Source organism: Nitrobacter sp. JJSN, assembly GCF_051912485.1.
Classification (GTDB): domain Bacteria; phylum Pseudomonadota; class Alphaproteobacteria; order Rhizobiales; family Xanthobacteraceae; genus Nitrobacter.
Map to the genome: position 1 here is coordinate 1,839,945 of NZ_CP196822.1, position 26,168 is coordinate 1,866,112.

23 protein-coding genes and 1 pseudogene are annotated in these 26,168 nt (G+C 60.4%); 7 read left to right on the plus strand and 17 right to left on the minus strand.

Annotated elements, in window-relative coordinates; genetic code table 11:
* Positions 1–16 precede the first annotated feature (16 nt).
* The 4 genes from ACSZOQ_RS09145 to ACSZOQ_RS09160 form a co-directional block, all read right to left on the minus strand.
* Positions 17–1,012, minus strand: a complete 996-nt coding sequence (locus tag ACSZOQ_RS09145; RefSeq protein ID WP_439925698.1) for a 30S ribosomal protein S2 — start codon at positions 1,010–1,012, stop codon at positions 17–19.
* A gap of 230 nt (positions 1,013–1,242) precedes the next feature.
* Positions 1,243–3,603, minus strand: coding sequence for a caspase family protein (locus ACSZOQ_RS09150; protein ID WP_439925699.1), 2,361 nt, complete (start codon positions 3,601–3,603; stop codon positions 1,243–1,245).
* 161 nt (positions 3,604–3,764) lie between these two features.
* The gene (gene dnaE, locus ACSZOQ_RS09155; protein WP_439925700.1) at positions 3,765–7,265 is read right to left on the minus strand and encodes a DNA polymerase III subunit alpha; all 3,501 of its coding nucleotides are present in this window, start codon (positions 7,263–7,265) and stop codon (positions 3,765–3,767) included.
* Between the two features lie 364 nt (positions 7,266–7,629).
* Complete coding sequence (locus ACSZOQ_RS09160; protein ID WP_439925701.1) at positions 7,630–8,658, minus strand: IS1 family transposase; 1,029 nt, start codon at positions 8,656–8,658, stop codon at positions 7,630–7,632.
* A 174-nt stretch (positions 8,659–8,832) separates the two neighbouring features.
* Between ACSZOQ_RS09160 and ACSZOQ_RS09165 the strand changes: the two genes are divergently transcribed.
* The 3 genes from ACSZOQ_RS09165 to ACSZOQ_RS09175 are packed head-to-tail and all read left to right on the plus strand — an operon-like array spanning position 8,833 to position 10,214.
* Positions 8,833–9,321, plus strand: a complete 489-nt coding sequence (locus ACSZOQ_RS09165; protein WP_439925702.1) for a hypothetical protein — start codon at positions 8,833–8,835, stop codon at positions 9,319–9,321.
* Positions 9,308–9,697 carry a helix-turn-helix domain-containing protein gene (locus tag ACSZOQ_RS09170; protein ID WP_439925703.1) on the plus strand — a complete coding sequence of 130 codons (390 nt, stop codon included), beginning with the start codon at positions 9,308–9,310 and terminating at the stop codon, positions 9,695–9,697. Before ACSZOQ_RS09165 ends, ACSZOQ_RS09170 begins: the two co-directional genes overlap by 14 nt.
* 10 nt (positions 9,698–9,707) lie before the next feature.
* Positions 9,708–10,214 (plus strand): hypothetical protein, encoded by a 507-nt coding sequence (locus tag ACSZOQ_RS09175; protein WP_439925704.1) that lies wholly within the window; start codon positions 9,708–9,710, stop codon positions 10,212–10,214.
* A 415-nt stretch (positions 10,215–10,629) separates the two neighbouring features.
* On the opposite strand, the gene tnpC is transcribed toward ACSZOQ_RS09175, so the two are convergent.
* The 3 genes from tnpC to ACSZOQ_RS09190 all read right to left on the minus strand — a co-directional run bounded on the left by tnpC (position 10,630) and on the right by ACSZOQ_RS09190 (position 13,073).
* Positions 10,630–12,231, minus strand: a complete 1,602-nt coding sequence (tnpC, locus tag ACSZOQ_RS09180; RefSeq protein WP_439922718.1) for an IS66 family transposase — start codon at positions 12,229–12,231, stop codon at positions 10,630–10,632.
* A gap of 69 nt (positions 12,232–12,300) precedes the next feature.
* Entirely contained in the window at positions 12,301–12,654 is a 354-nt protein-coding gene (gene tnpB, locus ACSZOQ_RS09185) for an IS66 family insertion sequence element accessory protein TnpB (RefSeq protein ID WP_439923186.1), read from the minus strand.
* Positions 12,651–13,073 (minus strand): transposase, encoded by a 423-nt coding sequence (locus ACSZOQ_RS09190; RefSeq protein ID WP_439923187.1) that lies wholly within the window; start codon positions 13,071–13,073, stop codon positions 12,651–12,653. Before ACSZOQ_RS09190 ends, tnpB begins: the two co-directional genes overlap by 4 nt.
* Before the next feature lie 229 nt (positions 13,074–13,302).
* On the opposite strand from ACSZOQ_RS09190, the gene ACSZOQ_RS09195 reads away from it, so the two are divergent.
* Positions 13,303–13,914, plus strand: coding sequence for a hypothetical protein (locus ACSZOQ_RS09195; protein ID WP_439925705.1), 612 nt, complete (start codon positions 13,303–13,305; stop codon positions 13,912–13,914).
* On the opposite strand, the gene ACSZOQ_RS09200 is transcribed toward ACSZOQ_RS09195, so the two are convergent.
* A complete protein-coding gene (locus ACSZOQ_RS09200) occupies positions 13,904–14,986 on the minus strand; it encodes an IS5 family transposase (protein ID WP_439922884.1) in 1,083 nt (360 codons plus the stop codon). The two genes, ACSZOQ_RS09195 and ACSZOQ_RS09200, sit on opposite strands and share 11 nt — an antisense overlap.
* Before the next feature lie 122 nt (positions 14,987–15,108).
* Here ACSZOQ_RS09200 and ACSZOQ_RS09205 point away from each other — a divergent pair, with 122 nt between their 5' ends.
* The gene (locus ACSZOQ_RS09205) at positions 15,109–15,432 is read left to right on the plus strand and encodes a hypothetical protein (protein ID WP_439925706.1); all 324 of its coding nucleotides are present in this window, start codon (positions 15,109–15,111) and stop codon (positions 15,430–15,432) included.
* On the opposite strand, the pseudogene ACSZOQ_RS09210 reads toward ACSZOQ_RS09205, so the two are convergent.
* Positions 15,421–15,641, minus strand: a pseudogene (locus tag ACSZOQ_RS09210) (hypothetical protein); the annotation flags it as partial. The gene ACSZOQ_RS09205 and the pseudogene ACSZOQ_RS09210 sit on opposite strands and share 12 nt — an antisense overlap.
* Positions 15,642–16,112: 471 nt before the next feature.
* Here ACSZOQ_RS09210 and ACSZOQ_RS09215 point away from each other — a divergent pair.
* A complete protein-coding gene (locus ACSZOQ_RS09215) occupies positions 16,113–16,340 on the plus strand; it encodes a hypothetical protein (protein WP_439925707.1) in 228 nt (75 codons plus the stop codon).
* Positions 16,341–16,404: 64 nt separating this feature from the next.
* On the opposite strand, the gene pyrF is transcribed toward ACSZOQ_RS09215, so the two are convergent.
* Positions 16,405–17,127 carry an orotidine-5'-phosphate decarboxylase gene (gene pyrF, locus ACSZOQ_RS09220; protein WP_439925708.1) on the minus strand — a complete coding sequence of 241 codons (723 nt, stop codon included), beginning with the start codon at positions 17,125–17,127 and terminating at the stop codon, positions 16,405–16,407.
* Positions 17,128–17,384: 257 nt separating this feature from the next.
* Between pyrF and ACSZOQ_RS09225 the strand changes: the two genes are divergently transcribed.
* The gene (locus tag ACSZOQ_RS09225) at positions 17,385–17,636 is read left to right on the plus strand and encodes a DUF3551 domain-containing protein (protein WP_439925709.1); all 252 of its coding nucleotides are present in this window, start codon (positions 17,385–17,387) and stop codon (positions 17,634–17,636) included.
* A gap of 42 nt (positions 17,637–17,678) precedes the next feature.
* Here the strand turns inward: ACSZOQ_RS09225 and ACSZOQ_RS09230 are convergent, their stop codons facing one another.
* From ACSZOQ_RS09230 to ACSZOQ_RS09260, 7 genes are all read right to left on the minus strand, one after another.
* Positions 17,679–18,377: an ABC transporter ATP-binding protein gene (locus ACSZOQ_RS09230; protein ID WP_439925710.1), complete on the minus strand. Its 699-nt coding sequence runs from the start codon at positions 18,375–18,377 to the stop codon at positions 17,679–17,681.
* A gap of 4 nt (positions 18,378–18,381) precedes the next feature.
* A complete protein-coding gene (locus ACSZOQ_RS09235) occupies positions 18,382–19,662 on the minus strand; it encodes a lipoprotein-releasing ABC transporter permease subunit (RefSeq protein WP_439925711.1) in 1,281 nt (426 codons plus the stop codon).
* A gap of 73 nt (positions 19,663–19,735) precedes the next feature.
* Positions 19,736–21,055 (minus strand): proline--tRNA ligase, encoded by a 1,320-nt coding sequence (gene proS, locus ACSZOQ_RS09240; protein WP_439925712.1) that lies wholly within the window; start codon positions 21,053–21,055, stop codon positions 19,736–19,738.
* Positions 21,056–21,229: 174 nt separating this feature from the next.
* Positions 21,230–22,807, minus strand: coding sequence for a copper resistance CopC/CopD family protein (locus ACSZOQ_RS09245; protein WP_439925713.1), 1,578 nt, complete (start codon positions 22,805–22,807; stop codon positions 21,230–21,232).
* 10 nt (positions 22,808–22,817) lie between these two features.
* The gene (locus ACSZOQ_RS09250; RefSeq protein WP_439925714.1) at positions 22,818–23,351 is read right to left on the minus strand and encodes a YcnI family copper-binding membrane protein; all 534 of its coding nucleotides are present in this window, start codon (positions 23,349–23,351) and stop codon (positions 22,818–22,820) included.
* Positions 23,351–23,881 (minus strand): copper chaperone PCu(A)C, encoded by a 531-nt coding sequence (locus tag ACSZOQ_RS09255; RefSeq protein WP_439925715.1) that lies wholly within the window; start codon positions 23,879–23,881, stop codon positions 23,351–23,353. Before ACSZOQ_RS09255 ends, ACSZOQ_RS09250 begins: the two co-directional genes overlap by 1 nt.
* 81 nt (positions 23,882–23,962) lie before the next feature.
* Positions 23,963–26,167, minus strand: a complete 2,205-nt coding sequence (locus ACSZOQ_RS09260; RefSeq protein ID WP_439925716.1) for a TonB-dependent receptor family protein — start codon at positions 26,165–26,167, stop codon at positions 23,963–23,965.
* Between the last annotated feature and the right edge of the window lies 1 nt (position 26,168).

The following is a 26,168-nucleotide window of genomic DNA, read 5'->3' on the forward strand; positions in this document are numbered from 1 at the left end:
CCACCCGCTTGTCACGTCACTCTGCTTCGGCGGTCAGCGCCTTCGCCTGAGCGACCCAGCCGTCAGCACGGCTGGGAAGTCCAACCTCTTCACCGATCTTGTGAGCGGTCTCGTGATCAAGCTCGGCGAGCTGCCAATAGTGGAAAATACCGAGATCGTTGAACTTCTTCTCGATCGCACCTGAGACGCCGGTGAGCTTCTTGAGATCGTCAGCTACGCCCCGCGGACCGGCAAGACCCTGGAAGCCGGTCGGCTGCGCCGCAGCGGGAAGTTCCTGCACCGGCTGAACCGACGCCCCGATATCGATGCCGGAATCGCCCTGGGCCCTTGAAATGCCGTCGATCGCGGCGCGCGCGATCAGGTCGCAATACAGGCTGATGGCACGGCCGGCGTCGTCATTGCCCGGCACCAGATAGGTGATCCCCTTCGGATCGCAATTGGTATCGACGATCGCCGCGACCGGGATGTTGAGCCGCTGGGCTTCCTGGATCGCGATGTCTTCCTTGTTGGTGTCGATCACGAAGATCAGGTCCGGCAGGCCGCCCATGTCCTTGATGCCGCCGAGCGAGCGATCAAGCTTATCGCGTTCGCGTTGCAGCGTCAGCCGCTCCTTCTTCGTGTAGGCACTAGCGTCACCGGAGGTTAGCACCTCATCGAGATGACGGAGCCGCTTGATCGAGCCGGAAATCGTCTTCCAGTTGGTCAGAGTGCCGCCGAGCCAGCGCGAATTGACGAAGTACTGGGCCGAACGCTTCGCGGCGTCGGCAACGCCGTCCTGCGCCTGCCGCTTGGTGCCGACGAACAGGATGCGGCCGCCCTTGGCAACGGTATCGCTCACGGCCTGCAGCGCGCGATGCAGCAGCGGCACGGTCTGTGCGAGATCAATGATATGGATGTTGTTGCGCGCACCGAAAATGTAATCCGCCATCTTCGGATTCCAGCGGTGCGATTGGTGACCGAAATGAACGCCAGCCTCAAGCAGCTGACGCATAGAAAATTCAGGAAGCGCCATAGTTCAATTCTCCGGTTGGTTCCTCCGGAAACGTGTGAGCAGGACAAACCGTCAAACCAAAAGGAATGCGGTCCGGCTGCCACCGGACGGCTTGTTAGGCCATGTTTCCGTGTGAGATGGCGCGGCTTATAACTGCCGCACCACGCTAAGGCAAGGATTTCCACCCCTCTTTCGGCCTGTCGTCAGGGAACATTGCCGGTCAGATGAAGCTGTCTGACCGGCATCCGTGCTCAGCATTTGGCGACGTTGGGCGGGCACTTTTTGGCCGGTGCGGCGGCGGGGCGCGGCGGCGCCGGACGTGCAACCGCTGCGGGCGCAGCCCGCGGTGGTGGGGCGGCGCGCGGTGGTGCCACGTGTGGCGCGGGCCTCGGGGGTTGCGCGATCCGCGGCGGCGGCGACGATCGCGGCGGCGGCGCAACATGCGGCACAGGCCTCGAAGGGGGCGCGATGCGGGGAGGCGGCGCGGCGTGCGATGGTCGAACCACCGGCGCGGCATGAGGCGGCCGAACAGCCGGTTTTGCTGCCAGCGGAGCGTGAGGCGGAGGCGCGGCGCGCTGCGACGTGACAGGCGGCGCCAGCCCGGTGCGAGGTGTAGGCCCCGGCCTCCGTGCTTGCGGTTGGATTTGCGGCTTCAGCGGCGACGTCGCCGCCGCTCCGGGCTTCGGCGCAACTGCCGGAGCTGTTACGGCGGGTGCGGGTCCGGGCGTGGCTGGTATGGGCGGCACGCCCTTGGCACCGGGCACCGGCAAGACATTAGTTTTCGGAAGTTTACCGGCAGGCTGCGACCCCGCCCCTGCCGGGGCCGTCTCAGCCGGAGCCGTTGTGGGAGCCGTGGCCGGATGCGGCACGGCCGGCTGAGCCGGCAAGGTAGCCGGGCGCGCGGCGCCGCGCGGTCCCGGCAGCTTGCCGCCGGGCTGTGCAACAAATCCCGTCTTGGCGACCGGCTTGATCGACGCGCTTAGCGGAACAGGCGCCTTGCCCTGCTGGATCAGCGATGCCCTGTGCGCGACAGCGGACGGCAACGCCGGTCCGACCGCGGTCGGCCCCGCGGTGCCGGGACCGGCAGGCCGGGCGACGGAAGCATCAGACGGTTGAGCCTTGGTGCCGGGCACGAGATTGGGCGCCGCAGGGTTCGGCGCGCCGCCAGGCCGCGGCTGGTTGATGACGTTATTAATCACCGTGGCGTTATGGATATTGGTGAAAATGACGTCGTTCTGCGGAGGTCGCACGTAAGCCGGCGCCCTCACATAGGCCGGGATCGGCACAAACAGCGGACTCGGCAGAAAGAACAACCCGACCGGCGGTGGCGGCGGCTCCAGCACCACGAAATCCGCCGGCGGCGGCGGCAGGAAAAGCATCGGCGGCGGCGGCGCAAAATCGAAATCCGGATCGCTGAACATCAGCACGGGGCGATCGATGTAGACTACCTCATCGGGCGGCGGCGGCGGAACGTCGTAATCGATCATGGCGAACGTCGGCGGCGGCTCAAGCGCAGCCGACATAATCGCAAGCCTACGCCGCGCGTCGGCCGCATGAGGTCCGCGCGGATAGCGCCGCAGGTACGACCAGTAGGCGTCCGGCGTATCGGCGCGATAGGTACTGCGCCAGGTGATTGCCTCGCGCCGTGCCGCAACGATCGCTCTCACCCGCTTTGCCATCGGATCCCGGGGATAGGCCGCGAGAAAATCCTCGTAGCCCTGCAGGGTGTCGCGGTCGAGCGCGGCGACATAGGCGTCCGACGTACCAAGATCGCGAATCGGCTTATCGCGGATGGTCGCGACCTGATCCGGCGCGGCGACCGGCGGCGCATCAGGCGCACGATCGAAGAACATGAACTGGGCGTCGACCTTCTGCGTATCCCACGGCACCTGCGCGCCCTTGGTGTTCTCGTTGACGCGCAGGCGCACGCGGTTGAACAACTCCGGCAGCGACAGACCACCGGCACGGATCATTTCGGCCAGCGCCTGTGCGTAGGCGCCGTATGGTCCCTGCTCGTCCGGTGCGACCGTACCCGGCGCAGAATTGAATGCGATCAGCATCCGTGGATTGGGTTCGACCAGCGCTAGACCGCTCGCGATCGATTGGCCGTCCTCGATGAACGGTTGCTCGCGCGCGATATCCAGCACCACGACGCTGACTTTTAGCGGCAGCGCCGCGAGCTGGCGCATGTAATCGCCGATCCGCAGTCCTTCGGTCGGGATGTCGGTGTCGCGCGAAATGGTTGTATCCACCGGAATAAAATAGTTTTCTCCGGCGAGCTGGATTCCATAGCCCGCGAGATAAACCATCGCCACTGTGTCTGGCCCGGATTCTTCTGCCTTCTTCACGAAATCGCGAAAAGCCGCACGCAGCGTATCGCCGTCGAGATCGCGGGCGCCGGCGACATCGAAGCCCGCCGCCTGCAATGTCTGTGCGATCAGCCCGCCGTCATTGGCGGCCGTGGCGAGCGGCACCTTTGCGTAAGCGCCGTTGCCGATCACGAGCGCGATGCGCTTTTCCTGTTGCTGGGCCGAAGCAGTGTCGGCAACCGAGAACGCGCTCAGCAAAAGGATGACGGCGGAGAAAAGCAGGAACATCTGATTAAGACGCATGATCGCCACCTGATGCACAAACGCCATCCGTATGGGCGCACCCGCATTTCAGCGCGCCTCTAGCTGAACATCTATTGAACAAAACACGTTCCGAATAAGGCAAACCGTCAATGCGGTAGACGGATGGCGGCACCCATCGCAGCTTACACGCGATGCCAGCCTCAAAGTGTCTGCACGTCGACCACACCGGATACAGCCTTGATCGCCCCGGCGACCTGCGGCGACACCCGAAAACGGCCGGGAAGCTTTATTTCCACCTCGGTTTCGAGGTCCAGCAACATCACCAGAGAGACGTCGCCGTCTCCGGATTGCCTGGGCGCGGAAACTTTGGTGGACCCGGTCGGGTCGTTTTCGGGTGTTTGAAGGCGCCTTACGATCGAATCGAGCGGCCTGGTATCGCGCAGGAAAATTCGCAAGCCCCTCTGGGTCTTGGCCGCAGCATCATCCAGAGGCTCCGCGTGCAGAATGCGGGCGCGAACCTCATCGCCCTGCAGTTCCGCGCCGAGTTGCAAGAGAACCGCCGAGCCCGGCTCCAGAACGTCGCGGTACTGAGCGAGCCCCTCGGAAAACAACACAGCTTCAAAATGGCCGGTCGGATCGGACAGCCCGAGGATTCCCATCTTGTTACCGGTCTTGGTCCGCCGCTCCATTCGCGAGACGATGGTTGCGGCAACCTTGCCGGCGGTGGCGCCAGTTTTCACTGCGCGGGAAAATTCGGCCCAGGACTGGACGCGCAGCCGTTTCAGCGCGGTGGCGTAGTCATCGAGCGGGTGCCCGGACAGGAAAAATCCGACCGCGTCATACTCACGCCTGAGCCGATCGGAGGGTAACCACGGCTCGACCTGGGGCAGCATGATGGCCGGTGCATCCGCCATGCCCCCGAACATGTCGTCCTGACCGAGCATCGCGGCCTCATGGCTGCGCTGGCACGCGGCAAGGATCGCCTCGGCGCCGGCGAACACGCGGGCCCGGTTAGGCTCGAGCGCGTCGAACGCTCCGGCGGCCGCGAGGCTTTCGATGACGCGCTTGTTGACGGCGCGCGGCGGCACCTTCGCTGCAAAATCGGCCAGCGATGTAAACAACCCGTTCTTGCGAGCTTCGACGATTTGTTCGACCGCCTGCGCGCCCACGCCTTTCAGCGCGGCCAGCGCGTAACAGATAACGCCGTCGCTGACCTCGAAGGTCGCCTCCGAACGGTTGATCGAGGGCGCTTCGACCTTGATGCCGAGGCGTTGGGCCTCGGCACGAAACTCCGAAAGCTTGTCGGTGTTGCTCATATCGAGCGTCATCGACGCCGCCAGAAACTCGACGGGGTAGTGCGCCTTCATGTACGCCGTCTGATAGGAAACAAGCGCATAAGCTGCGGCATGGCTTTTGTTGAAGCCGTAATCGGCAAACTTCGCCAGCAACTCAAAAATCGTTTCGGCCTGCCCCTTGGGCACACCAGTCTTCACGGAACCTGCAACAAAGATTGCTCGCTGCTTCTCCATTTCCGCGCGAATCTTCTTGCCCATCGCGCGCCGCAGCAGGTCGGCGTCGCCGAGCGAATAGCCGGCCATGACCTGCGCGATCTGCATCACCTGTTCCTGATAGATGATGACGCCAAATGTTTCCTTCAGGATCGGCTCCAGCATGGGATGCAGATATTCCGCCTCCTCGTCGCCATGCTTGCGCGCGCAGTAGGTCGGAATATTCGCCATCGGCCCCGGCCGATACAGCGCGACCAGCGCAATGATGTCCTCGAAGCGGTCGGGACGCATGTCCACAAGCGCCCGCCGCATACCCTGACTTTCAACCTGAAACACGCCGACCACGTCGCCCCGCGCCAGCATCTGGTAGCTTGCCGCATCGTCGAGCGGCAGCGTTGCGAGATCAACGTCGACATTGCGTCGCTTCAACAGCTTCACGGCGACGTCAAGAACGGTCAGCGTCTTCAGGCCGAGAAAATCGAACTTCACAAGGCCCGCCGGCTCCACCCACTTCATGTTGAACTGGGTCACCGGCATGTCCGACTTCGGATCGCGGTACATCGGCACGAGTTCGCTTAAAGGTCGATCGCCGATCACGATGCCCGCCGCATGGGTCGAGGCGTGACGTGTCAGCCCCTCAAGGCGCTGGGCGATATCGAACGCGCGCGCCACCACCGGGTCCTCATCGCGAAACGCCTGCAGCTTCGGTTCGCTCGCAATCGCCGCCGCCAGCGTGACCGGTGCCGCGGGATTTTGCGGGACCAGCTTGGTCAGCTTGTCGACCTGCCCGTAAGGCATCTGCAGCACACGGCCGACGTCACGGAGCACGCCCCGCGCCTGAAGCGTTCCGAAAGTGATGATCTGCGCGACCTGATCGCGGCCATAGCGCTTCTGCACGTAGTCGATGACCTCGCCGCGCCGCTCCTGGCAGAAATCGATATCGAAGTCCGGCATCGACACGCGTTCAGGGTTGAGGAAGCGCTCGAACAGCAGACCGAACCGGATCGGATCCAGATCGGTGATGGTGAGCGCATAGGCCACCAGCGAGCCAGCGCCGGAGCCCCGGCCCGGCCCCACCGGAATGCCCTCGGACTTAGCGTGCTTGATGAAGTCCGCAACGATCAGGAAGTAGCCCGCATAGTTCATGCGGGTGATAACGTCGAGCTCGAAACTCAGGCGCGCGCTGTAGTCCTCCTCAGTCATTCCCGTTGAAACGCCATGAACCGCCAACCGGTTGGCAAGCCCCTCTTCCGCCTGGCGTCGCAATTCAGCGACCTCATCGCTTTTCGCGTCCGCCGTGTTGGCGTCGGCGCCGACCGTGAAGCGCGGCAGGATCGGCTTGCGCGTTTTGGGGCGGAATGCGCACCGTTCCGCAATTTCAATCGTAGACGATAACGCTTCCGGAATATCAGCAAACAGCACAGCCATTTCCGCGCGGGTCTTGAAGCGATGATCCGGTGTCAGTTGATCGCGGTCGGTTTCCGCAATCAGGCGTCCGCCGGCGATACACAGCAAAGCGTCGTGGGCTTCGTAGTCGTCAGAGGTGGCAAAATACGGCTCGTTGGTTGCGACCAGCGGAAGGCCCTTGGCATAGGCGAGGTCGATCAACGCGCCTTCGACGCGCCGTTCCTTGTCGAGGCCATGACGCTGCAACTCGACATAGAGCCTATCGCCGAAAATTTCGGCGAGTTGGTCGCAACGCGCCGTCGCAAGACCGGAATGATCGGCATTGAGCGCCAGTGCCACGGGCCCCTCGGGGCCCCCGGTCAAGGCGATCAACCCTTCGCTTTCATCCCGAAGCCACTCCGATTTGATGTGCGGAGCCTGATGCACGGGCGTTTCAAGGAAGGCCCGGGAATTCAGCCGCATCAGGTTGCGATAACCGGCCTCGCGCGTCGCCAGCAGGACGATCCGCGCGACGGGAAGCGCGCTGCGCGCATTGGGATCCTGATCGCCGAAGTCGACCGCCAGTTCACACCCGACGATCGGCTGAATCCCGTAACCCGCAACCTTGTCGGAGAATTCCAGCGCACCAAACATGTTGTCGGTGTCGGTGAGCGCCAATGCCGGTTGATGATCGGCCTTGGCCAGTTCCGCCAGCTTCTGGATCTTGATCGAGCCCTTCAGCAGCGAATAGGCCGAATGGACGTGCAGGTGGACGAAACCGGCGTTGGCGGCGGACTTCTCAGTCATGGGCATTCATATGGTGCGGGGTTTACGCTGACGGTACGAAAAGCCGATTCGCCGATGGATCGTGGGGATTTGCACCCGCCCTGTCCATGCGAAACCGCGACGCCAGCGGAGCTGTTCCTGTTTTCCCCAGCACGCCCCGGAAAGCGCCGAACCGCACGCTCACGACAGCTGTGGAATGAGTTGCGCCCAGACGGCGACCATTCCGACGAACAGCACAATCGAGGCCAGTGCCGACGCTTCTTCAATGAATATCCTCAACATGTTTCCTCTCCCGGACTGAAACATAAAGAGAACATTGTTTATGTTTTGTTCTCAAAGTCAAGGGGGGGGGGTAGTGGGTCAGTTTGAAATGTGACCCTTTTGGTTAATTCTTGACCGGACGCTTTTGGTCTAGGAGCCAGCCTTGGGATTTGGTCCTGATCCATTCCAAGGCATCGGTCTCTTTGTCGAAGCCGAAGATGCTATCCACTTCCCCGCCGCGCCACAGAACGCTGACGGAGTGCCCCTTGCCGATAGCGTACTGCCGGACCACGAACTGATATTCCGGCTTAAAGTTCGCAAGCTCCCACTGCTCCAACATCTCGACGATATCGGACACTTCCCACAGCTTGTCAGTGACGCCTGCAGCCATTGCGGGCGTCACCTTCAAGGTCTGATGGATGCGGACGAAGTTGTAATACATTGTATGGAGCGCAATCGCAGCGGCGTGGTTCTCAACCTTCTTTGAGAAGGCGTTCGTCAGGCGCGTGAACCGGCGCATGTGCATCCGCATGGTGAGGTTGCTGCGCTCAACGTAGGACGTGCTGATGTGCTTGCTGTCCGGGTTGCCGATCTTCGGCTTCTTTTCCGCTCCGATGCACTTAGCGGGGCTGTAGCGGACTTCCGCCTGCGGATCAGCGCCGTACAGCTTCACCAACATCGCGTAGTCAACATCGTCGCCAAACACGGCGTCAACGGCGGTCAGATAGGGCCTGTGGCCGTCGCTGGTTAGCTGGACGCGGTTGGTCAGCCTACTCCGCAGGTCCGCCGTGAACGCCAGAGCAGCGTCCATATCGCGAGCGCCGAGCAGCCAGCTAACGATCAGCTTGGAGTCTGCATCAATGGCCGTCCATGTCCAAACGTCACCAGCGGTCTCTGGAGCGGCTTTAGCGCCCTTCACGTTGGCGGCCTTGGCGTAAACGAACGACCAGATTTCATCCATCTGGATGCGCTGACAGGTCAGATTCCGAAGCGCCTTGTCCTGATAAGCGGCACAAGCGTGACCAGCCTCAACTAGCAGCTTCGCCACCGTGTTCTTGCTGCACCCGGTCAGACGGGTCACGGCGCGGATCGACTGTCCCTCGCAAAGAAGATGGAGGATTTGGGCGCGGGTCTTTCGGTCCAGCTTGTTCATAGCTGGAGTATGTGACCCTTTTTGCTTAGCGTCAAGCATTATCGTATCTATTCGAATCGCAATTGTTCCATCCCAGCGAACAAGGCTAGGTTGTTTCGTTTCTGCGACACCGAATCAAAGGTGCATTTATCTAACAAATAGTTGACTTATAAGTCAACAAATGTGTTGACCCAAATGGCTACTTTTGCGAAGATCCTGGAGGATAAACTGGTAATACCGGTCGTTGTCCGTCTTGGGCGCGGCCGGTTCTACGACCGGTTTTTGTATGCGTATCCTGATTGCTTGAAATGGATGAAGGAGACGGTTCCGACGCTGGAAACCGGCCGCAAAAAAAGCGCGCAAACACCGGCCGAACAATTGATTTTGCGACTTCAACAATGGGTCTCAGGCGATCCAATTAAGAAAGGACCTATGTTCAAAGAAATGGAATATCCGAGAGACAATGATGTTTGGGAATTGAAGACGGATGACTTACGTCTGTTCGGATGGATGTATCAGCCAAAGAAGTTCATCGTTGCGTCGCACGGATATGCCGATGACTACAAAGTACCCACAAAAACAAAAGACTACGCTGATGATGTGAGGGCGGTCATGGAGGCGCGCCAGGCGTTGCCACTAGACGGCCCCAAGTTCGTGAAAGGAAAGTTCGATGACCTCGTTTGAGTTGAACATCATTGACGAAAAATCACGAGCTGGCTCTGAATTCATGTTCCGAATCGCGCAAGAACTTCAGCGCGCATTTCTGCATGAAAAAAAGGCCCGTAAAATTACACAACAGGCCATCGCGGGAAAGCTTGGCACCAGCCGCGCGGTTATCAATCGTCAGCTACAGGGGTTGGAGAATATCGGCGCGCGTCGAATTGGTGAATTGTTTTGGGCAATGGGTTGGGAGCCTCGATTCTGCGCGGAGAAGATTCCGGATGGTGAAAACGAGCACCGCGCCACAAGTCTTGAGGTTGGGTTTGTAAAGCCTCCAGCGGCGAACCAGAACGTCTCTTTAATTCAGAAAATTCGTAGCTCAGCTGCATCTGCAGGGTAGGTTTGGGATAATGCTGCAAGTTCTCGGGTTATTTTGCGAAGACATTCGCGATGAAAAATCCGGCCAAGTATCAATCGTCGGCATCCTACCCGACAGCATCCAACTGCCGCCGCCTCCAGATAATAAAGAACACCTAACGGCAATCCTGCCTAAACTAGGTTTGTACATTCGGGTCATGCTCCCACTGGAGGGCCCCTCAGGCCCGATGCCAGTGGGTCTGGCGATGCCAGACGGCACCACCATTTCTTTGGGAGACATTGGAACCGACGTAATCGCTAAGGCTAAGAGCGAAGCTATCGCGAACCATCTACCCCTTGCAGGTCTTATTTTCCATGCGACAATGCAGGGCTTTCAAATCGCGACAACAGGTCTAATGAGCGCAGTCCTCGATTGTGAAGGCGAGCGGAACGTCTGTGCGATGATGAACGTTAAGCCCGCTACTTCGACGGCCAGCGCTTCGACGCCGCAAGTCGTGCTTGCTCAACCCGTTGCTGTGGGCTCATCTTCGAAGCCCTAGCCGCCCCACCCTTCTTTCCTAACGCCACCGCAGCCGGGTCCTTCCCCTGTTCTTCGGGCGTAGGGTCACGGTCCGGCTTCTCCCCCGTCGCAATGTCGATAATCGACTTGGCGAGCTGGTTGGGGTCTCTGGGGCGTTTGGGGGTCACTTTGGCGCATCCGGTTTTCTTGGCCAGTATCTCGATTTTGTCGAAATCCAGTCCTTAGCGTCTGCTTCGGTATCGAAGTCCCCGATATGGGAGTCTGGACCATTCCCTGTCTTGACTGCCACAAACCAGCGACCGCTTTTGATCATTTCGGGCTGGAACTGGGGGACCGGCTTTGTCATGCCCCTAATATGCAGTGCAGTATGCCAACATTCCAGCCCGTTCGGCTGCCACAATCAAACTGACCCACTACCCAAGGGCGGTAAGCGCTCAACCGCTGCCCCATTGATGTGGGCTTGACGTTTTGCGGAATCTCCAGGGCATGAGGTCTTCGATTTTGCTTTGAGGATGGCCGGCGATGATTGCCTCGAGTGTTTCGGCGATGTAGGCGACGGGGTTGACGTCGTTGAGCTTGCAGGTGGCTACGATCGACGCCAGCAAAGCCCAATTCTCGGCTCCAACTTCATGACCAGCAAATAGCGCATTTTTTCTGGTCAGGCACACCGGCCGGATGGCGTTTTCGACCGGATTGGTGTCGAGCTCGAGACGTCCGTCTTCGAGGAAGCGGGTCAGCCCCGGCCAATGATTGAGCGCGTAGCGGATGTCCTGGGCGAGTGTCGAGCTGCTGGAGATCATCGACAGCTGTTTCTCGAACCACGGCTTCAAAGCAGCAACGACAGGCCGCGAATGCTCCTTGCGCGCGGCCAGTCGGATGTCCGGCGATGAGCCGCGCACCGTGGCTTCGATGGCATAGAGAAGCGCAATCTGCCGGACCGCGTCTTCGGCGATCGGCGATCTGCTGTTGCGCGCCAGCTTGACGAAGCGCCGACGCAGATGACTCCAGCAATGCACGAGCGTCCAGGGGCCTTGCGGTCGCGCAACGCCGGTCAGCCGATCATAGCCCTCGTATGCGTCGCATTGCAGGAAGCGCCCGTTAAAGCCGTCCAGGAACTGCCTGGCGAAAGCGCCGCTGCGTCCGGACGCATATCGGAACAGCACGATCGGCGGACTTGGGCCGCTGTGGCCGCGGTCGTCGGAGACAATAGCCCAGAAGAAGCCTTTCTTCGTCTGGCCGCGCCCGGGAGCAAGCACCGGCGCCGTGGTCTCGTCCATGAACAGGCGATCCGCCGCCGCCAGTTGGCGGCGCATCCGATCCCCAACAGCCTGGAGATGGAAGCAGGCGCGGCCGGACCAGTTCCCCAGCGTCGCCCGGTCGAGCCGGATCCCTTGTCGCGCGTAGATCCCGGCCTGCCGGTAAAACGGCGTATGATCGCCGAACTTGGCGACGATCACTTGCGCAATGGCCGCTTCGGTCGGCAGTCCGCCAGGCACGACATGCTCCGGCGCGTGCGCCTGAACGACCGCGCCCGAGCAGCGGCGGCAAGCATATTTTGGACGACGCGTGACCAGCACGCGCCATTGCGCCGGGATCACGTCGAGACGCTCGCTGACGTCTTCGCCGATCTTCGTCATCGCGCCGCAGCCGCAGGGACACAGCGTGCTCGCAGGCTCGATGATCCGCTCCACCCGCGGCAAATGCGCAGGCAGGCAGCCCCGATTGCGATGACGGGCTTGATCTGATGCGCCGCGCGATCGGCCCTGGATAATCGCTGCCGCGTTCTCCTGCGCCGCGTCCAGGACGCCTTGCGCGATCTCGACGTCTTCGAGCGGCAAATGATATTGATCAGGCCGCAGCTTCTCGGACTTCGCGCCGAACTTCTCGCGGCGAAGTTCTCCGAGGATAACCTCCAGCCGGCGCCGCGCCTCTTCCGACGTTGCCAGCGCCGCCTGATGCTCGCCCAACGTCGCTTGCGTTTGCGCCAAAAGCGCCTTCAGGCGTTCGTTCTCGTCGCGCAGCGCCGCGGTGTTCATGCGCTATTTCCAGCACATCGCCGCCGTTCTCGCCATGCGCAAAGAGCGTCCCGAGTCACTCTGCCGCAGTTATCCCGCCGCTTGCGGACGCCGTGCTTCCTCCGGACGGACCAGCCTCCAGTCCAAACCTTCAAACAAGGCCGCAAACATCGCCGGCGATACCCGCATCACGCCATCCGCAATCGTCGGCCACACGAACTTGCAGCCTTCGAGCCGCTTGTGCACCAACACCAGGCCCGTGCGATCCCAGACCAAAATCTTGATCCGATCCGCTCGCCTCGATCGGAACACGAACGCCGCGCCGCAGAACGGGTCGAGACCAAGCATCTCCTGCACCTTCGCCGCAAGCCCATCGTGACCACAGCGGAAGTCGACAGGCCGCGTCGCGATGTAAATCTTCAACTCCGCGCCAGCAGCGATCATCGTGACGTCCGCACCGCGCGGATCACCTGTGATAGTTGCTTCTCGCCGATCGCCGCGTCCGTCCGCACGACGATGTCACCGATCGCAATCTCAATCTTGACCATCGGAACGTGACGCTCGTCTAACGGCTCTTCCACAACCAGCGGTGCGAAGCTTGTCGTCGGAGAGTCGCACGACGGCAAGCCGCCTCTCTGTCGAAAGCGTCGGCGCCAGTCGTAAATCTGCCAGCGCGTCGCACCATGCTTGCGCGCCACCTCCGCTACCTGAGCGCCAGGCAATAAACTCTCGGCAACGATCCGAGCACGCTCAGATTCCGAACGTACGCGCCGCCCCGTCGGTCCCTCAAGCACTTCAAGCCGGCTGACTATTCCAGTCGATGAGCCGTCCAAATGGACGTCCTTTTTGCCGTCTAACACCATCCAAAACCTCCGTCACAACCGGAGGATTCTTCGCATGTTCGATGCTAACCCGATACAAGGGGATCAACTGAGCGCTTACCAAGGGCGGGTAGTGGGTCAGTTTGAAAAATGACCTCGAAAGAAATCCCTTGGTTAATACTGAGGGCCGCGCGGCCGAGACTCGCGCCACACAGAAACGTCCGCGTATGTATGCATCTGCCACAACTAGCCCCAGGAGGGCGAGGCAGGTATGCGGGTTCAAACTTTTGGCACGTGGACAGGCGCCATTTCCGGCATTGGGGCTGGCGCCTTGACCGCTTCGCCAGACTATCAATTTCTGGCTCCATATCTCGCTTTAGCGTCAGCCGCCGTTTGGGCGATGCTGCTGCTATGGTTTCTCATTGCAAACCGCCGCGAAATTCAGCTTGGAGTCAGTAAATTGGGCTCTTGGTATTTTATTGTGCCATGCTTGGCTCTCGCGATTTTAGCAATCGCCGGTGCTGCCTACGGACTTGGACTGCGATCTGCATTGTCGCGATCAACCCCCGAGAAGACAAAAGAAGTTGTCGCGACGCATATCGACCTCGGATCGGTTGGGACCGAAAATAAGTCAATCCTCGTCGTCAATCGCAAAAATAAAGAAGAGGTCGCAGGGCGGCTCGACGCAATTGCCTCCGAAATAAATTCTCACGGCGACGAAATCCTCAAGAACGCTGAAGTCGCGATAAATCGCTCTAGCAGTTTGCTGAAAAAGCCAAAATTGACCGCTTCGATGATCCTCGGAACGCCTCATCGCGATGATGTGTATTCGGCGGCGCGTTGCAGTCGTTGTCGTCCTGGCGACGACGCGGTTATGCCGTGACCAGTTTGGGAACGCGGATCAGGTTATAGGCGATCAAGTTGAGCATGAAGTCGGCGGCAACGCGGCAAATGCCACGATGTTTGGTCCTGCGCATCGTGCCGTGCTGCTTGCCCCAGCCGAAGATGCATTCGATCATCGCCCGGCGCGTCTGCGACATGCCATAGCCCTGATGGCGCGTGGTCCGTGCGTCGATAGCGCTCCGGCGGCGCCTGCCGGTCTTGCCCATGCCATTGTTCTGCGTCACATGCGGTGTGACGTCGATGGCGCGAAGATTGGCCACATGATCGGCCGTGTCATAAGCCTTGTCCGCACCGGCGGTAATGCGGCGACCCGCTTTCCTGCCTTCGGCCTCGAGCATTATCTCCGCGGCGCGGCGCTCGGCGGTGCCGCTCGCGTGCGTGACGATGCCGGCCACGGCCAGCCCATGCCGGTTCTCCATGGTGACGTGGCCCATGTAGCAGAGCCTGGCCTCGCGTCCGGCCGCCTTGCGGTAGAGCCGGCTGTCGGGATCGCTCGTGCTGACATGGGTGTCGTTCTTGCGCGTCTGACCGTGGAAGTTCGTGCCGTCGTCGCCATCGCGGCCATCCTTGGGACGAAAGCTCTTCTGTGACGCCCAGGCCTCGATCAACGTGCCGTCCACCGAGAAGTGCTCGTCCGAGAGCAGCGGCTCGACCTGAGGGTGTTTCAAAAGCCTGGTCATGAACTTCGTGAACACATCGCCGTTCTGCAGCCGCTCGCGGTTCTTCGTGAAGCTGGTCGGGTTCCAGACCGGATGGTCCGGCGACAGCCCCACGAACCAGCGATACAATAGATTGTAGTCCAACTGCTCCATCAATTGGCGCTCCGAGCGAATGCCGTAGAGCACCTGCAGAAGTAGCGCGCTGAGCAATTGCTCCGGCGCGATCGAGGGGCGCCCTTCACTTGAATAGAGCCTGGCAAAGCTACGGTTCAACTCGCCCAGCACATCACGGACCAGCGCCCGGATCTTCCTCAGCGGATGGTTCGGCGGCACCCGCGCCTCCGGCGAGATGTACGAAAACAACCCGCCCTGATCCACAAAGGCTCCGCGCATCCCAACCTCCACCGATTCACGATGAAAATCGAATCAGCAAACTCTCGCACGCGCGAGCGGTTTTTCAGCAGACTGCTAGATGGGAAGCTCCTGATCAAGACCTCGATCCAGAAATAGACCGGATGAACAAAATTATCGCACTGTTTGATGAAATGAAAACCGCGCTCTATGACCATCTGGTTGATCGAGAGCGAGACTATCGCGTCGAAGTGAATGCGATATTGTTTCCTCAAGAACAATTCATACAATTCAAAAACGGGGCGGAGCAATTTCGCGACGGGCTCTCCGTGTGGAAGCGGACGCGCAGCGGAGACACCCGTGAGGCTGTCTTGAAATTAGTACACGCCTCACGCATTACCTTCGCGGTAGCGCGCAACAATTTAGTAAACTGGCTGAGTCAACGCCAAGAACTTATCGACAAAACCCGTATGGCGCTAAAACAATAGCGAAAAGCGCTTGAACGACCCTTGCAAGTAGGGGTCTTTAAACCGCTTAGGACGGTTCTGTTCAATTACCCACGTTTGCGACTTCTCCTTAATCCGCCTAGCGCATTTGCCTTGCACTCAAATCCGAATGCCTCGCACTCAAATCCGAAAATCGTATCTACTTCGCCGCCGTGCCACAAACCGCTGACAAACCTGCCCCCGATTGCATATTACCGTGCCTGGAGTCGGGCTTGCCTATCTTCGATGGTGGGTCGCTTTGAACAAGGCAATGAACGAAACGACTTGCGGGATGGACCAAAAGGGCGTTATTCGCCCCTTATGGCCCCAAAGCGTCCCAAACCTGGCGTGCGAACCCGCGATGGCGGTGAATACACCTGTTCCGGTTGCGGAGCCGTCTACAAAGTGACGGTCTTTACCAGCCCATTCAAGGACACGGGCCACAAAGATTGTGAGGTCTGCAACCTTCCTATTAAAAGCTGGAATCAAGCGACCGCATGGTGGTCCTACAAGCTGACCAAGCGGCCCCGCGCAAGTGACCAGTGAACCGGCCAAAACGTCCCCAGTGATGCTCTAGCTAAGGCTTTACGTCTTTCATAGCTGCTGGGCTTGGGGTGGTCGGGGTTTCTGTTGGGGTGCAAACTATACTGTGTGATAGTTGCCCCCAACCGGGAAAATCCATCATGTCAGAACGTCGCGAACTCTATCGAAGTCCCGAGGGCGACTCGTGGTTTTTGGGGCGTGAGCCGACCAGTGGGCGTGCGTTCATCATTCATCAACACGGCAATATCGCTGGAAGCCGCTTATCCCACATCGAATTGGGAGAATTTCTGCGCAACGCGGACGGACCAGAGCAGCGGGCGCTCCTTCGTTTGATTGGGACGCTTGTTGAAGTGCCGCCATACGCTTAATGCCTGCAAGAAAACGGCACGCTGCGCTGGAGAGCGGGCAGCCGCCAGAGGCAACCCGCGTCCCTTAATCCGGGCGCAGCGCGTCCGCCATTTCCTGGATGATCGCCAGAGCCGCGGCTTTCGGGTCTGACGCCGCATAAATGGGTCTGCCCAATACCAGATAATCGGCGCCCGCCCGGATGGCTTCAAACGGTGTGGCTACCCGCTTCTGATCGTGCCTGGCGCCGCCGCTCGGGCGGATACCGGGCGACACGATCATCAGCTTGTTGCTCGTCTGCTTGCGAAGTTGCGCGGCTTCCAGCGCCGACGCGATAACGCCATCGAGTCCAACCTCAAGCGCCTTCCTTGCGCGGGCAATGACGAGGTCTTCAACATTGCATGCGAAGCCCATCTCCTTGATGTCCTCGGCATCCATGCTCGTGAGCACGGTGACGCCGAAAACCTTCATGTCGGAGTTGCCGCGACCGGCAACGGCGGCTTTCATGATGCTCGCAACGCCATGCACGGTCAGGAACGTGATTTTCAACTCGGCTGCTTGTGCGACCGCGCGCTGAACCGTCTCTTCGATGTCGTAATACTTATAATCCAGGAAAACCCGCTTGCCTTCCGCAATGAGCTCCTTGGCAAACTCATTTCCGCCGACGAGCTGGAGACCTAAACCGACCTTGTAAAAAGAGACCTCGTCGCCCAGCCCCCGAACGAGCTTCCTGGCGTCTTCAATGTTCCAGAAATCGAGAGCGACAATCAGCTTCTCGCGGGCGATATCGAGATAATGCGAATCGGTCATGCCTTGAGCAACCTCAGGCTTGCCACAGGAATTTTCGGGGGATTAAGGGGCGGCAACAGTCGGGCACCGAATTTTCGAGGATGTCAGATTTTAGAGCCATGATCGCGTTTTGCTATACGAAGCTGCTGCAGGCAAGGATATATATTTGGGGCGTCGGCGGTGGCGCCACCTCCCGCAGGCTCGGCTTTCTGCGATCTGATCTGCCGCAAAAGACCGGGCAAAATGCTTATCGTCGGCCATCCATTCGGGATTGTTTGATGCGCACGACCTTGATCGCTCTGGTTCTGATTTGCTCGTCCGCGACCGCTCACGCACAAGCCTGGGACAGTCGCTATCCGGTCTGCATGGTGATTTACGGGCCTTTCTCGTACAACGACTGCCGGTATACGACCCTCGAACAATGCAGGCCGCTGGCATCGGGACGCGCCGCCCAATGCGTGGAGAATCCATTTTTCGCAGGTTTGGAGGACGGCTCGAAGCGGCGGCCGCACCGACGGCACGGCCGTTGATTGGAAACGCCGGGTGTCCGGCTTTGCGAATTGTACCCGCCTTCAGTCCAGTTCGATCACCTGACCGTTCTCGAGCGATACCCGCCGGTCCATCCGATCCGCGAGTGCCATGTTGTGCGTCGCGATCAGCATTGCTACCCGGGTCGCTTTCACAAGCTGCATCAGCGCATTGAACACATGATCCGCGGTGTGGGGATCCAGGTTGCCGGTCGGTTCATCGGCAAACAGCACACGCGGCGCGTTGGCGACGGCCCGCGCAATCGCAACCCGCTGCTGTTCGCCACCGGATAATTCCGCCGGACGATGGGTGACGCGGTCCTCGAGGCCGAGATAGGCGAGAATTTCGCGCGCGCGCTTGACCGTCTCCGAGCGTCGGAGGCCGCGGATCATCTGCGGCAACATGACGTTTTCGAGCGCCGTGAATTCCGGAAGAAGACGATGGGATTGATAGACGAACCCGACATCGGTGCGCCGAATCTGTGTGCGCTCCACATCCGAGAGACCTGACGTCGCGGTTCCTCCGACATAAACCTCACCTGCATCCGGACTCTCGAGCAGCCCGGCAATATGCAGCAAGGTCGACTTGCCCGATCCCGAGGGGGCCACCAGCGCGACGGACTGCCCCGCCCACAAGGCAAGCTTCGCGCCATCCAGAATGGTCAGCCTTGTTTCGCCCTGCGTATATTGACGCTTGATGTCGTGAAGGTAGACAACCGGTATTTCCTCCGTCCCCTGCTCCATGTGCTCACTCGTACCGCAGCGCTTCGACGGGATCGAGGCGCGCGGCGCGCCACGACGGATAAAGAGTGGCGAGAAACGACAGCGTCAACGCCATGATCACGACGGCGCTGGTCTCCCGAAAGTCGATTTCAGCCGGCAGCTTGGACAGAAAGTAAAGCTCTGGCGAGAACAGCTCGGTGCTGGTGAGCCACGACAGGAATTCCCGAATCGACTCGATGTTGAGACAGATCACCAGCCCCACGACAAAGCCGGTGAGCGTGCCGACGACCCCGATCGCCGCCCCGGTAATCAGGAAAATGCGCATGATCGATCCCTGCGAAGCGCCCATGGTGCGCAGGATCGCGATATCGCTGCCCTTGTCCTTGACCAGCATGATCAGTCCCGAAACGATATTCAGCGCCGCGACGAGGACAATCAGCGTCAGGATCAGAAACATCACATTGCGCTCGACCTGGAGCGCGTTGAAAAACGTTGAATTCCGCTGCCGCCAGTCGACCAGAAACACCGGCCGGCCCGCGGCTTCCGTCACCGACTTGCGGTATTCATCGATTTTGTCCGGATTGTCCGTATAGACCTCGATCGCGGTGACATCGTTGGCGCGATTGAAATAGGCCTGCGCTTCGGCCAACGGCATGAACACAAAAGTGGAATCGTATTCGGACATCCCGATCTCGAACACCGCCACGACCTTGTACGGCTTGATGCGCGGAGTCGTGCCCATCGGTGTCACAGCCCCGCGCGGTGCGACCAGCGTGACGCTGTCGCCTGCGTGCAGCGAGAGCTGATCGGCAAGACGCCGGCCGATGGCCACGCCCTGCCCCTCATCAAAACCCTCGAGCGTACCCTGTTTGATATTCTTGGCGATGGAGGTGAGATTGTTGAGGTCGTTGGCCCTGATGCCCCGGACAAAAACGCCGGCGGCATTATAGGGCGAAGACGCGAGCGCCTGACCATCGACGACAGGCGCGGCAAGCCGTATCCCCGACGCCTGACTGATGCGGTCGGCAACATCTTTCCAGTCGGTAAGCGGCGACTCCAGCGGTTGAACCAGCAGATGCCCGTTCAGGCCAAGGATCTTGCTGAGCAATTCCGTGCGAAATCCGTTCATGACGGCCATCACGATAATCAGCGTGGCGACGCCGAGCATGATGCCCAGGAACGAAAAGCCGGCAATGACGGAAATGAAACCCTCCTTCCGCCGTGCCCGCAAATAGCGCCCGGACAGCATCCACTCGAAGGCGGCAAAGGGCTTGGTTCGGAGCGGCTCGTTCACGGTCTCATCCATCGTTCGATAATCCCATGATTCGCGGCCAATTGTGGCCGGAATGGCATTGAATGCCGCGTGCGGTGGATAATCGCTACGTCATCAACCGCGCAATCGCATCCTCCAGCGCTACATTCTCACGCGTCCCGTCGCTCCGCCGCTTGATCTCGACCTTGCCCTCGGCGAGACCCTTGGGCCCAACCATCACCTGCCGGGGAACGCCGATCAGGTCTGCAGTTGCAAATTTCGCACCTGCCCGCTGGTCGGTGTCGTCGTAAAGCACCTCGACCCCTTTGGCTAAAAGTTCACGGTAAAGCCGCTCGCACGCCGCGTCCGTATCATCCGCACCTTGTTTCAAGTTCAGGATCGCAACCTTGAAGGGCGCCACAGCTTCCGGCCACTTGATGCCAGCCTCATCGTGACTGGCCTCGATGATTGCGCCGACGAGACGGGAGACCCCCACTCCATAGGAACCGCCATGGATCGGTTGCTCGACGCCATCGGGGCCGGCCACCAGCGCTTTCATCGACTCGGAATATTTGGTGCCGAAATAGAAGATCTGGCCGACTTCGATGCCGCGAGTGTGAACGCGCTTCTCCTCCGGAACCTCGCGCTCGTAGCGCGCGCCGTCGTGAACGTCCTCGGTCGCAGCATAGGCCGTGGTCCACTGCTTGACGATCGGCGTCAGATTGCCATCGTAATCCACGTCCGCGCCCGGCACCGGAAGATCAAGAACGTCCTTGTCGATATAGACGCCGGACTCCCCTGTCTCGGCGAGAACGATGAATTCATGGCTGAGATCGCCACCGATCGGACCGGTTTCAGCCCGCATCGGGATCGCCTTCAATCCCATTCGCGCAAATGTGCGCAAGTAAGCGACGAACATCTTGTTGTAGGAGCGCCGCGCGCCAGCTTCATCGATATCGAAGGAGTAGGCATCCTTCATGAGGAATTCGCGACCACGCATGACGCCGAAACGGGGACGCTGCTCGTCACGGAACTTCCACTGGATATGATAGAGATTGAGCGGGAGGCTCTTGTAGGAACGCACGTAGCTGCGGAAAATCTCGGTGATCATTTCCTCGTTGGTCGGCCCAAACAGCAGTTCGCGTTTATGGCGGTCCTGAATCCGCAACATTTCCGGACCGTAGGCGTCGTAGCGACCGCTCTCGCGCCAGAGGTCTGCGAGTTGCAGCGTCGGCATCAGCAATTCAATGGCGCCAGCGCGATTCTGTTCCTCGCGCACGATGGCCTCGATCTTCTTGAGCACGCGAAGGCCCAACGGCAACCAGGCGTAGATGCCGGCAGCCTCCTGCCGCATCATGCCAGCCCGCAGCATAAGCCGATGCGAGACGATCTCGGCTTCCTTTGGGGTTTCCTTCAGGATCGGCAAAAAGAACCGCGACAATCGCATGGGCAGGCCTGGGAATCGTTTTTGAATAAGGGACGTTCGCAGTGAAACCGGATCGGCCGGCAAAACACAAGGGTTTGTAAGGAGGCATGCGGCGCGAAAGCGACGGAATTCCGCTCACTTGAGAAATCTATACGCTTGGATCGCAACCGCTCCTGCGCCGCCCGGGGCATTCTCTTAGTTGATCTGAATCTCAGCCTCGGCATGAAGCTGATCGAAATCCGAGATCAGGATATCGAGCGCGAGGGTCCATCGTCCGGCGACCGGGGCGGCCATCGAGGCCTGCCACCGTCCCTCGCCGAGAGATCGCGCTTGGGCGGTCGAGGGCTCGATGCCGATACCCGGGCTTGAGAGCGTGACGGAAACGCCCCTGGCGGACAGCACATCCTCGTCCGGCGTCCGCAACTGGATATCAATGTTGATCGGTCCCACCCGGCCCGGCGACACCGTAATATCCGCCATCATCTGACCGGTATGAAGGTGTGTGAAGAACGGCTCGGTTGCGACCATCAGCGCGCGAGGCGGCGGGGTGAAGCGCCAAAGTCCGACGATGCCGAGGATGCCGGCTACCAGGATCAATTCGGTGACGATCGTCCGTCGCATGTGACGACGAGAGTTGACGCGGCCCTGTCCGATGCGCGGGGTCAGATACAAGCGATTCCAAAGCGCGAGCCCCAGCAGCAATGACACCAGCACGAGCTTGATCGCGAGGACGCGGCCATAGCTTGTTGTCCACAGCGCATCCAGCCGTTCGAGCTGCACAATAGCGAGCAGCAGTCCACTCGCCAGCAGCGCGGCGACCGCAAACGGGATGGCACGCGAAAACCGGATCAGAACGTCAATGACAATCTGGTGAGGCTCGCGCATTGCCAGCGAGAGCGGAACCAGCGATCCGACCCAGAACGCGAGCGCAGTGCCATGCAGGAACACCGCCGGCGCTGTGAGCCATTGCGGCGAGGCGGTTGCGGCATGACCGGTTGTCGCCAGCGCCAGACCAACGCCGACCAGGGCGCCGAGCGACATTACCTTGGCGCTTGTCCCACTGGCCCGATGCGACAGCAGAGCGAGCAGCAAGGCCACGGCCGCGAGTGCGGCCGATAACCCAAACGAGCCGCGAGCGCCAACGGTCCACACCTGCGCGTCCGGCAGGGACGACGGCGGTAATGCGAGAGCATCGAGTCCCTGCAGCCCAACTGAGAGCGCCAGCGCAGCCAACGCACCTAGATTGACGCAATTGCCGATGACGCGCATGGCGGGCGCGGCCGGCGCCCGCATCCATGCAACGAAGAACGCGCCACCAACACCGGCGAACAAACCGAAATAGATAGCCAGCCGCGCGAGCCAGATCGCACCACGAAGCAGCATGTCGTCCGAGCGCACCACCTGCGGCATATCAGCGTCGCGCCGGCCAACCCAGAACGTCGTGGAGCCTCCCACCGGATGACCATCCGCGGAAATCACCCGCCAGCTGATGACGTGCGCGCCATTGCCTAATATCGGCGGCGTGAGGATGAGTTGCGCACCATCGCGACGGATCCGGGTGACGCTCGCGCCCGCCCCGCTTTGATCGACGATCCGGATCGTCAGCGGCTCGACGGGCTCGTTGAAGGTCAGCGTCAGCGTAGCTGGCGCGCGCGCCAATAGAGCGTCGTTCGCGGGATCGCTGGCGATCAGGCTGGCATGAGCCCAGGCTGCCGAAGGCAGTAGCACCGTCACCAGCAACCACCACCACACCGCCTGTGCCAGACGTCTCACGGACAGCGATTCAGTGAGTTTTGGTTTTCAGGCGAACCACCGGCGCTGGCGCGCGCAACTTTTCGGAGCCCTGCCCTGCGGACGGGATTTCGATCCAGCGCTCGACGCCCTGTTCGCACTCCTGCACCACGGGAAAATGGAGGTCCTGCCCCGCCTTGTCCGGAAGCCGCACAATCAGACCGAAAGTATCGTAGAGGTTGTCCGGCAACGGCCCACCGCGCCAGGCCACCTCGTCGACGACATCCGTGATGGATTTGCCGTGCGGCCCTTGCACCGGAGCTTCGAGCTTTCTGCTTTTGATTTCGACGTTCCAGCCCGGCTTCATCTGCGGCTTCGCCGACAGAATTCCTTCCGGCAACTTGATCCGCAGCGCCGTCGTCGCACTGCCGCTGCAGCCGTGTGGCACTGTGAACACGAGATGCGCATAACTGTCTGCGGGTGCGTCCGCGGGCTGGACCGTGACATGCGCCAGCGCCGCGTTGCACGAGACCATTGCGGCAGCCGCCGCAATGGTCGAGCCGATCCACATTCGTAATGCGCGCATCACTTCATGTGTCCGTCATGCTGATGATCCGTCATCGCTCCGCCAGCCGGTGCGCTCGGTGCTCGCGCGCCGATGCCTTGCACATCGAGCGAGACCTCGACCTTGCCCGCTTTTTCGAATTCGAGTGTCACCGGGACTGTCTCGCCCTGTTTGAACGCACGCTTGAGATCGACCAACATCAGGTGATAACCGCCCGGCGCCAGCTTGACGGTCTTGCCCGGCTCGATGGCGAGCCCACCCTCCACCTGATGCATTTTCATCACGCCGTTACTGACGCTCATCTGATGAACTTCGAGCTTGCCGGCGGCATCGGTTGAACCGCCGACCAGTTTATCGGCGGCCGTGCCCTTGTTCTCGATGGTGAGATACCCTCCGCCAACCTTGGCGCCGCCGGCCGTGGCACGGGTCCATGGCTGAGAGATGACCAGATCGCCGACCTTGACGGGCTCGGCGTTGGCCGAGGCACCCACGCCGAGCGCGGCGATCGCGACCACGCCGATCAGGCTGCGAAGCGTCAACGACAAATTCATGACATTCTCCTTTTTGGTTCTGTCACGTAGGAGGTTCGACTCGTAAGCGCCGGGGTCACGACAGCGAGCGCGCACAGTTGCTCACCATCGCACCTTGAACCCAGCATAGACCGCACGTCCGGTTCCGGGTTCAAACAATGGTGAATTGGGCGTCGCACGATCGATAATTGATGCCGATGCGATGTACGCCTTGTTGGCTATGTTTCGTGCTTCGATATAGGCGGAATAAGGTCCGTCGTTGTCGAAACCCGCCTTCAGACCGTAGATGGCATAAGGCTCCGTGGTCAGCGTGTTGGCACTGTCGACGTAATAGGCCTGTGGCACCCATTCGAGATTCGGCCCGAAGTAGAATCCGCTCGGATGCTTGTAAAGCAGTTCGGCGCGAACGAAATGGCGCGGCGCACCCGGCAACAGATTGTTGCCGAACACCGGATCGTTATCGAAACGGAAATCGCTGAGTGTGTAGGCAAGGTTTAACCAGATCTTGTCCGGACGATCGCCGCGGGTGATAACGTTCTTGAACAGCGCGACTCCCGTTCCCGCTTCGATGCCCTGATGCATGGTGCGATCGGCATTGGTCACATTGCAATTGCCAAAAGCACTGTACAGGCACAGCAGTTCATTTCTGATCTGCGCATGATAGGCCGTCAGTTCCCAGGTGAAATCCGGACGTTTACCGCGCGTACCGATCTCATAAGTGGTCGCTGTTTGCGGCAGGATGCTGGTGAACGGAATCGTCGGAATCCCGGGGCCGTTCGCGCTTTCGCCGAAGCTCGGCACCTCGGCGCTGCGCGAGACGTTGGCGTAAGCCTGCCAGGTCGGGTCGATCTGCCATAGCAACCCGCCCTTCGGGCTCCACAGGTTGAACTCCGTTCGGCCCGATTGGTCGCCGTCGCTCAGGAAACGATCCTGCCTGTCACGCGTGGCGTAGAGAAACTGCGTGCCGGCGACCGCGGCTACGTTCGGCAGGAAATAAAACGAATCCTCGACATAAACCGAAGTGTTCTGCGAGCGATCGATCGATGAAGACAGCAGCGCGCCTTTCTGGCCACCGAGATTGGCAAACTGCTGATTGTCAATGCTGCCGTCGAGCAGGTTGACGCCGGCGATGAGCCGATTGCGAAAGCCGCCGATCACACGATCGTCGGTCACGCGCGCAAACCCGCCATAGTCTAGATAATGATAATCGAGCCATTGGAAGATCGGGTGCATCAGATGCCGATCAACCCCGAACGCACCGAACTCCACGGTCGTATCGTCGAACCGCATCGTGGTCTTGTTGCCGATCCGCACGGTGTCGATATTACGCTGCTGGTCGAGTGCAATATTGCCCGGGGCGGCAGTCTGAGGCGACGTCAGCGCCGACATCTTGGTGACGGTGCCGGGAATCCGTTGCCGCACCTCGTTGGCATTGAGATAGAACCGCGTCTCGAAATCCGGCGAGAACTGATAGCCGACGTTGCCGCTGACGCGAGTCGATTGGCCGAAGCTGTGATCGCGGAAACCTTCGGCCGCTTGCGTCGAAGCCGTTACAAAGCCGTCCCATGGGCCGTTGGTGCCGCCGGCGTTCGCCTGCAGACGACGGTATCCAAACGCCCCGAAATCGACGCTGGCTCCATTGATATGCGGATCGCGTCCCGTCGGTGTGACGAAGTTGATGGCGCCGCCCAGTGAATTGGCCCCGAAGCGCAATGCGTTGCCGCCCTTGAACACCTCGACATATTTGTAGGCGGTCGGATCGATTTCCTGAAAATCACCGTAGCCGTCGGCAGTGTTGATCGGGATTCCGTCCATATAGAGCTGAACGCCGCGCAGATGGAAGTTACGCGACAAACTCGAACCGCGGATCGACAAACGAGTGTCATCACCCCATTTCGGCTGCACGAACACACCCGGCACATAGTCCAGCACGTCCTTGATGGTGTTGGCGACCGTCGAGTTCTTGTAGGCGTCGGCCGTCACCAGAGCGACGCCACCGGGCGTCTGCTGGATTTCCCGTAGCGCCTGCTGTGCGGTCGCGACCATCAACGATGCGGGGACGGTTGCCGGAACAGCGACCTGCGCCGGCACCCGCGCACGGCGCGGAGCCTGATTTGACTGGGCCGCGCTGCGTGTCGCGCGCTTGGGCTTGGGTTGGCTGGATTTCGGTGCCGTTACCGTCACCGGCGGCAGCGTGACTCCGGAATTCGACTGCGCGGAAGCCGTAGAAGACGATACGATCGCAACGATGGTTGCGAGCGCGCCGCAAAGCGCGCTGCCTCCGCCAAGGGCGAGGTGGTTAAACATG

Coding starts and splice junctions, on each gene's coding strand:
- ACSZOQ_RS09145 (WP_439925698.1), bottom strand. CDS start 1,012: ATGGCGCTTCCTGAATTTTCTATGCGTCAGCTGCTTGAGGCTGGCGTT.
- ACSZOQ_RS09150 (WP_439925699.1), bottom strand. CDS start 3,603: ATGCGTCTTAATCAGATGTTCCTGCTTTTCTCCGCCGTCATCCTTTTG.
- dnaE (WP_439925700.1), bottom strand. CDS start 7,265: ATGACTGAGAAGTCCGCCGCCAACGCCGGTTTCGTCCACCTGCACGTC.
- ACSZOQ_RS09160 (WP_439925701.1), bottom strand. CDS start 8,658: ATGAACAAGCTGGACCGAAAGACCCGCGCCCAAATCCTCCATCTTCTT.
- ACSZOQ_RS09165 (WP_439925702.1), top strand. CDS start 8,833: ATGGCTACTTTTGCGAAGATCCTGGAGGATAAACTGGTAATACCGGTC.
- ACSZOQ_RS09170 (WP_439925703.1), top strand. CDS start 9,308: ATGACCTCGTTTGAGTTGAACATCATTGACGAAAAATCACGAGCTGGC.
- ACSZOQ_RS09175 (WP_439925704.1), top strand. CDS start 9,708: ATGCTGCAAGTTCTCGGGTTATTTTGCGAAGACATTCGCGATGAAAAA.
- tnpC (WP_439922718.1), bottom strand. CDS start 12,231: ATGAACACCGCGGCGCTGCGCGACGAGAACGAACGCCTGAAGGCGCTT.
- tnpB (WP_439923186.1), bottom strand. CDS start 12,654: ATGATCGCTGCTGGCGCGGAGTTGAAGATTTACATCGCGACGCGGCCT.
- ACSZOQ_RS09190 (WP_439923187.1), bottom strand. CDS start 13,073: ATGGTGTTAGACGGCAAAAAGGACGTCCATTTGGACGGCTCATCGACT.
- ACSZOQ_RS09195 (WP_439925705.1), top strand. CDS start 13,303: ATGCGGGTTCAAACTTTTGGCACGTGGACAGGCGCCATTTCCGGCATT.
- ACSZOQ_RS09200 (WP_439922884.1), bottom strand. CDS start 14,986: ATGCGCGGAGCCTTTGTGGATCAGGGCGGGTTGTTTTCGTACATCTCG.
- ACSZOQ_RS09205 (WP_439925706.1), top strand. CDS start 15,109: ATGAACAAAATTATCGCACTGTTTGATGAAATGAAAACCGCGCTCTAT.
- ACSZOQ_RS09215 (WP_439925707.1), top strand. CDS start 16,113: ATGTCAGAACGTCGCGAACTCTATCGAAGTCCCGAGGGCGACTCGTGG.
- pyrF (WP_439925708.1), bottom strand. CDS start 17,127: ATGACCGATTCGCATTATCTCGATATCGCCCGCGAGAAGCTGATTGTC.
- ACSZOQ_RS09225 (WP_439925709.1), top strand. CDS start 17,385: ATGCGCACGACCTTGATCGCTCTGGTTCTGATTTGCTCGTCCGCGACC.
- ACSZOQ_RS09230 (WP_439925710.1), bottom strand. CDS start 18,377: ATGGAGCAGGGGACGGAGGAAATACCGGTTGTCTACCTTCACGACATC.
- ACSZOQ_RS09235 (WP_439925711.1), bottom strand. CDS start 19,662: ATGGATGAGACCGTGAACGAGCCGCTCCGAACCAAGCCCTTTGCCGCC.
- proS (WP_439925712.1), bottom strand. CDS start 21,055: ATGCGATTGTCGCGGTTCTTTTTGCCGATCCTGAAGGAAACCCCAAAG.
- ACSZOQ_RS09250 (WP_439925714.1), bottom strand. CDS start 23,351: ATGCGCGCATTACGAATGTGGATCGGCTCGACCATTGCGGCGGCTGCC.
- ACSZOQ_RS09255 (WP_439925715.1), bottom strand. CDS start 23,881: ATGAATTTGTCGTTGACGCTTCGCAGCCTGATCGGCGTGGTCGCGATC.
- ACSZOQ_RS09260 (WP_439925716.1), bottom strand. CDS start 26,167: ATGTTTAACCACCTCGCCCTTGGCGGAGGCAGCGCGCTTTGCGGCGCG.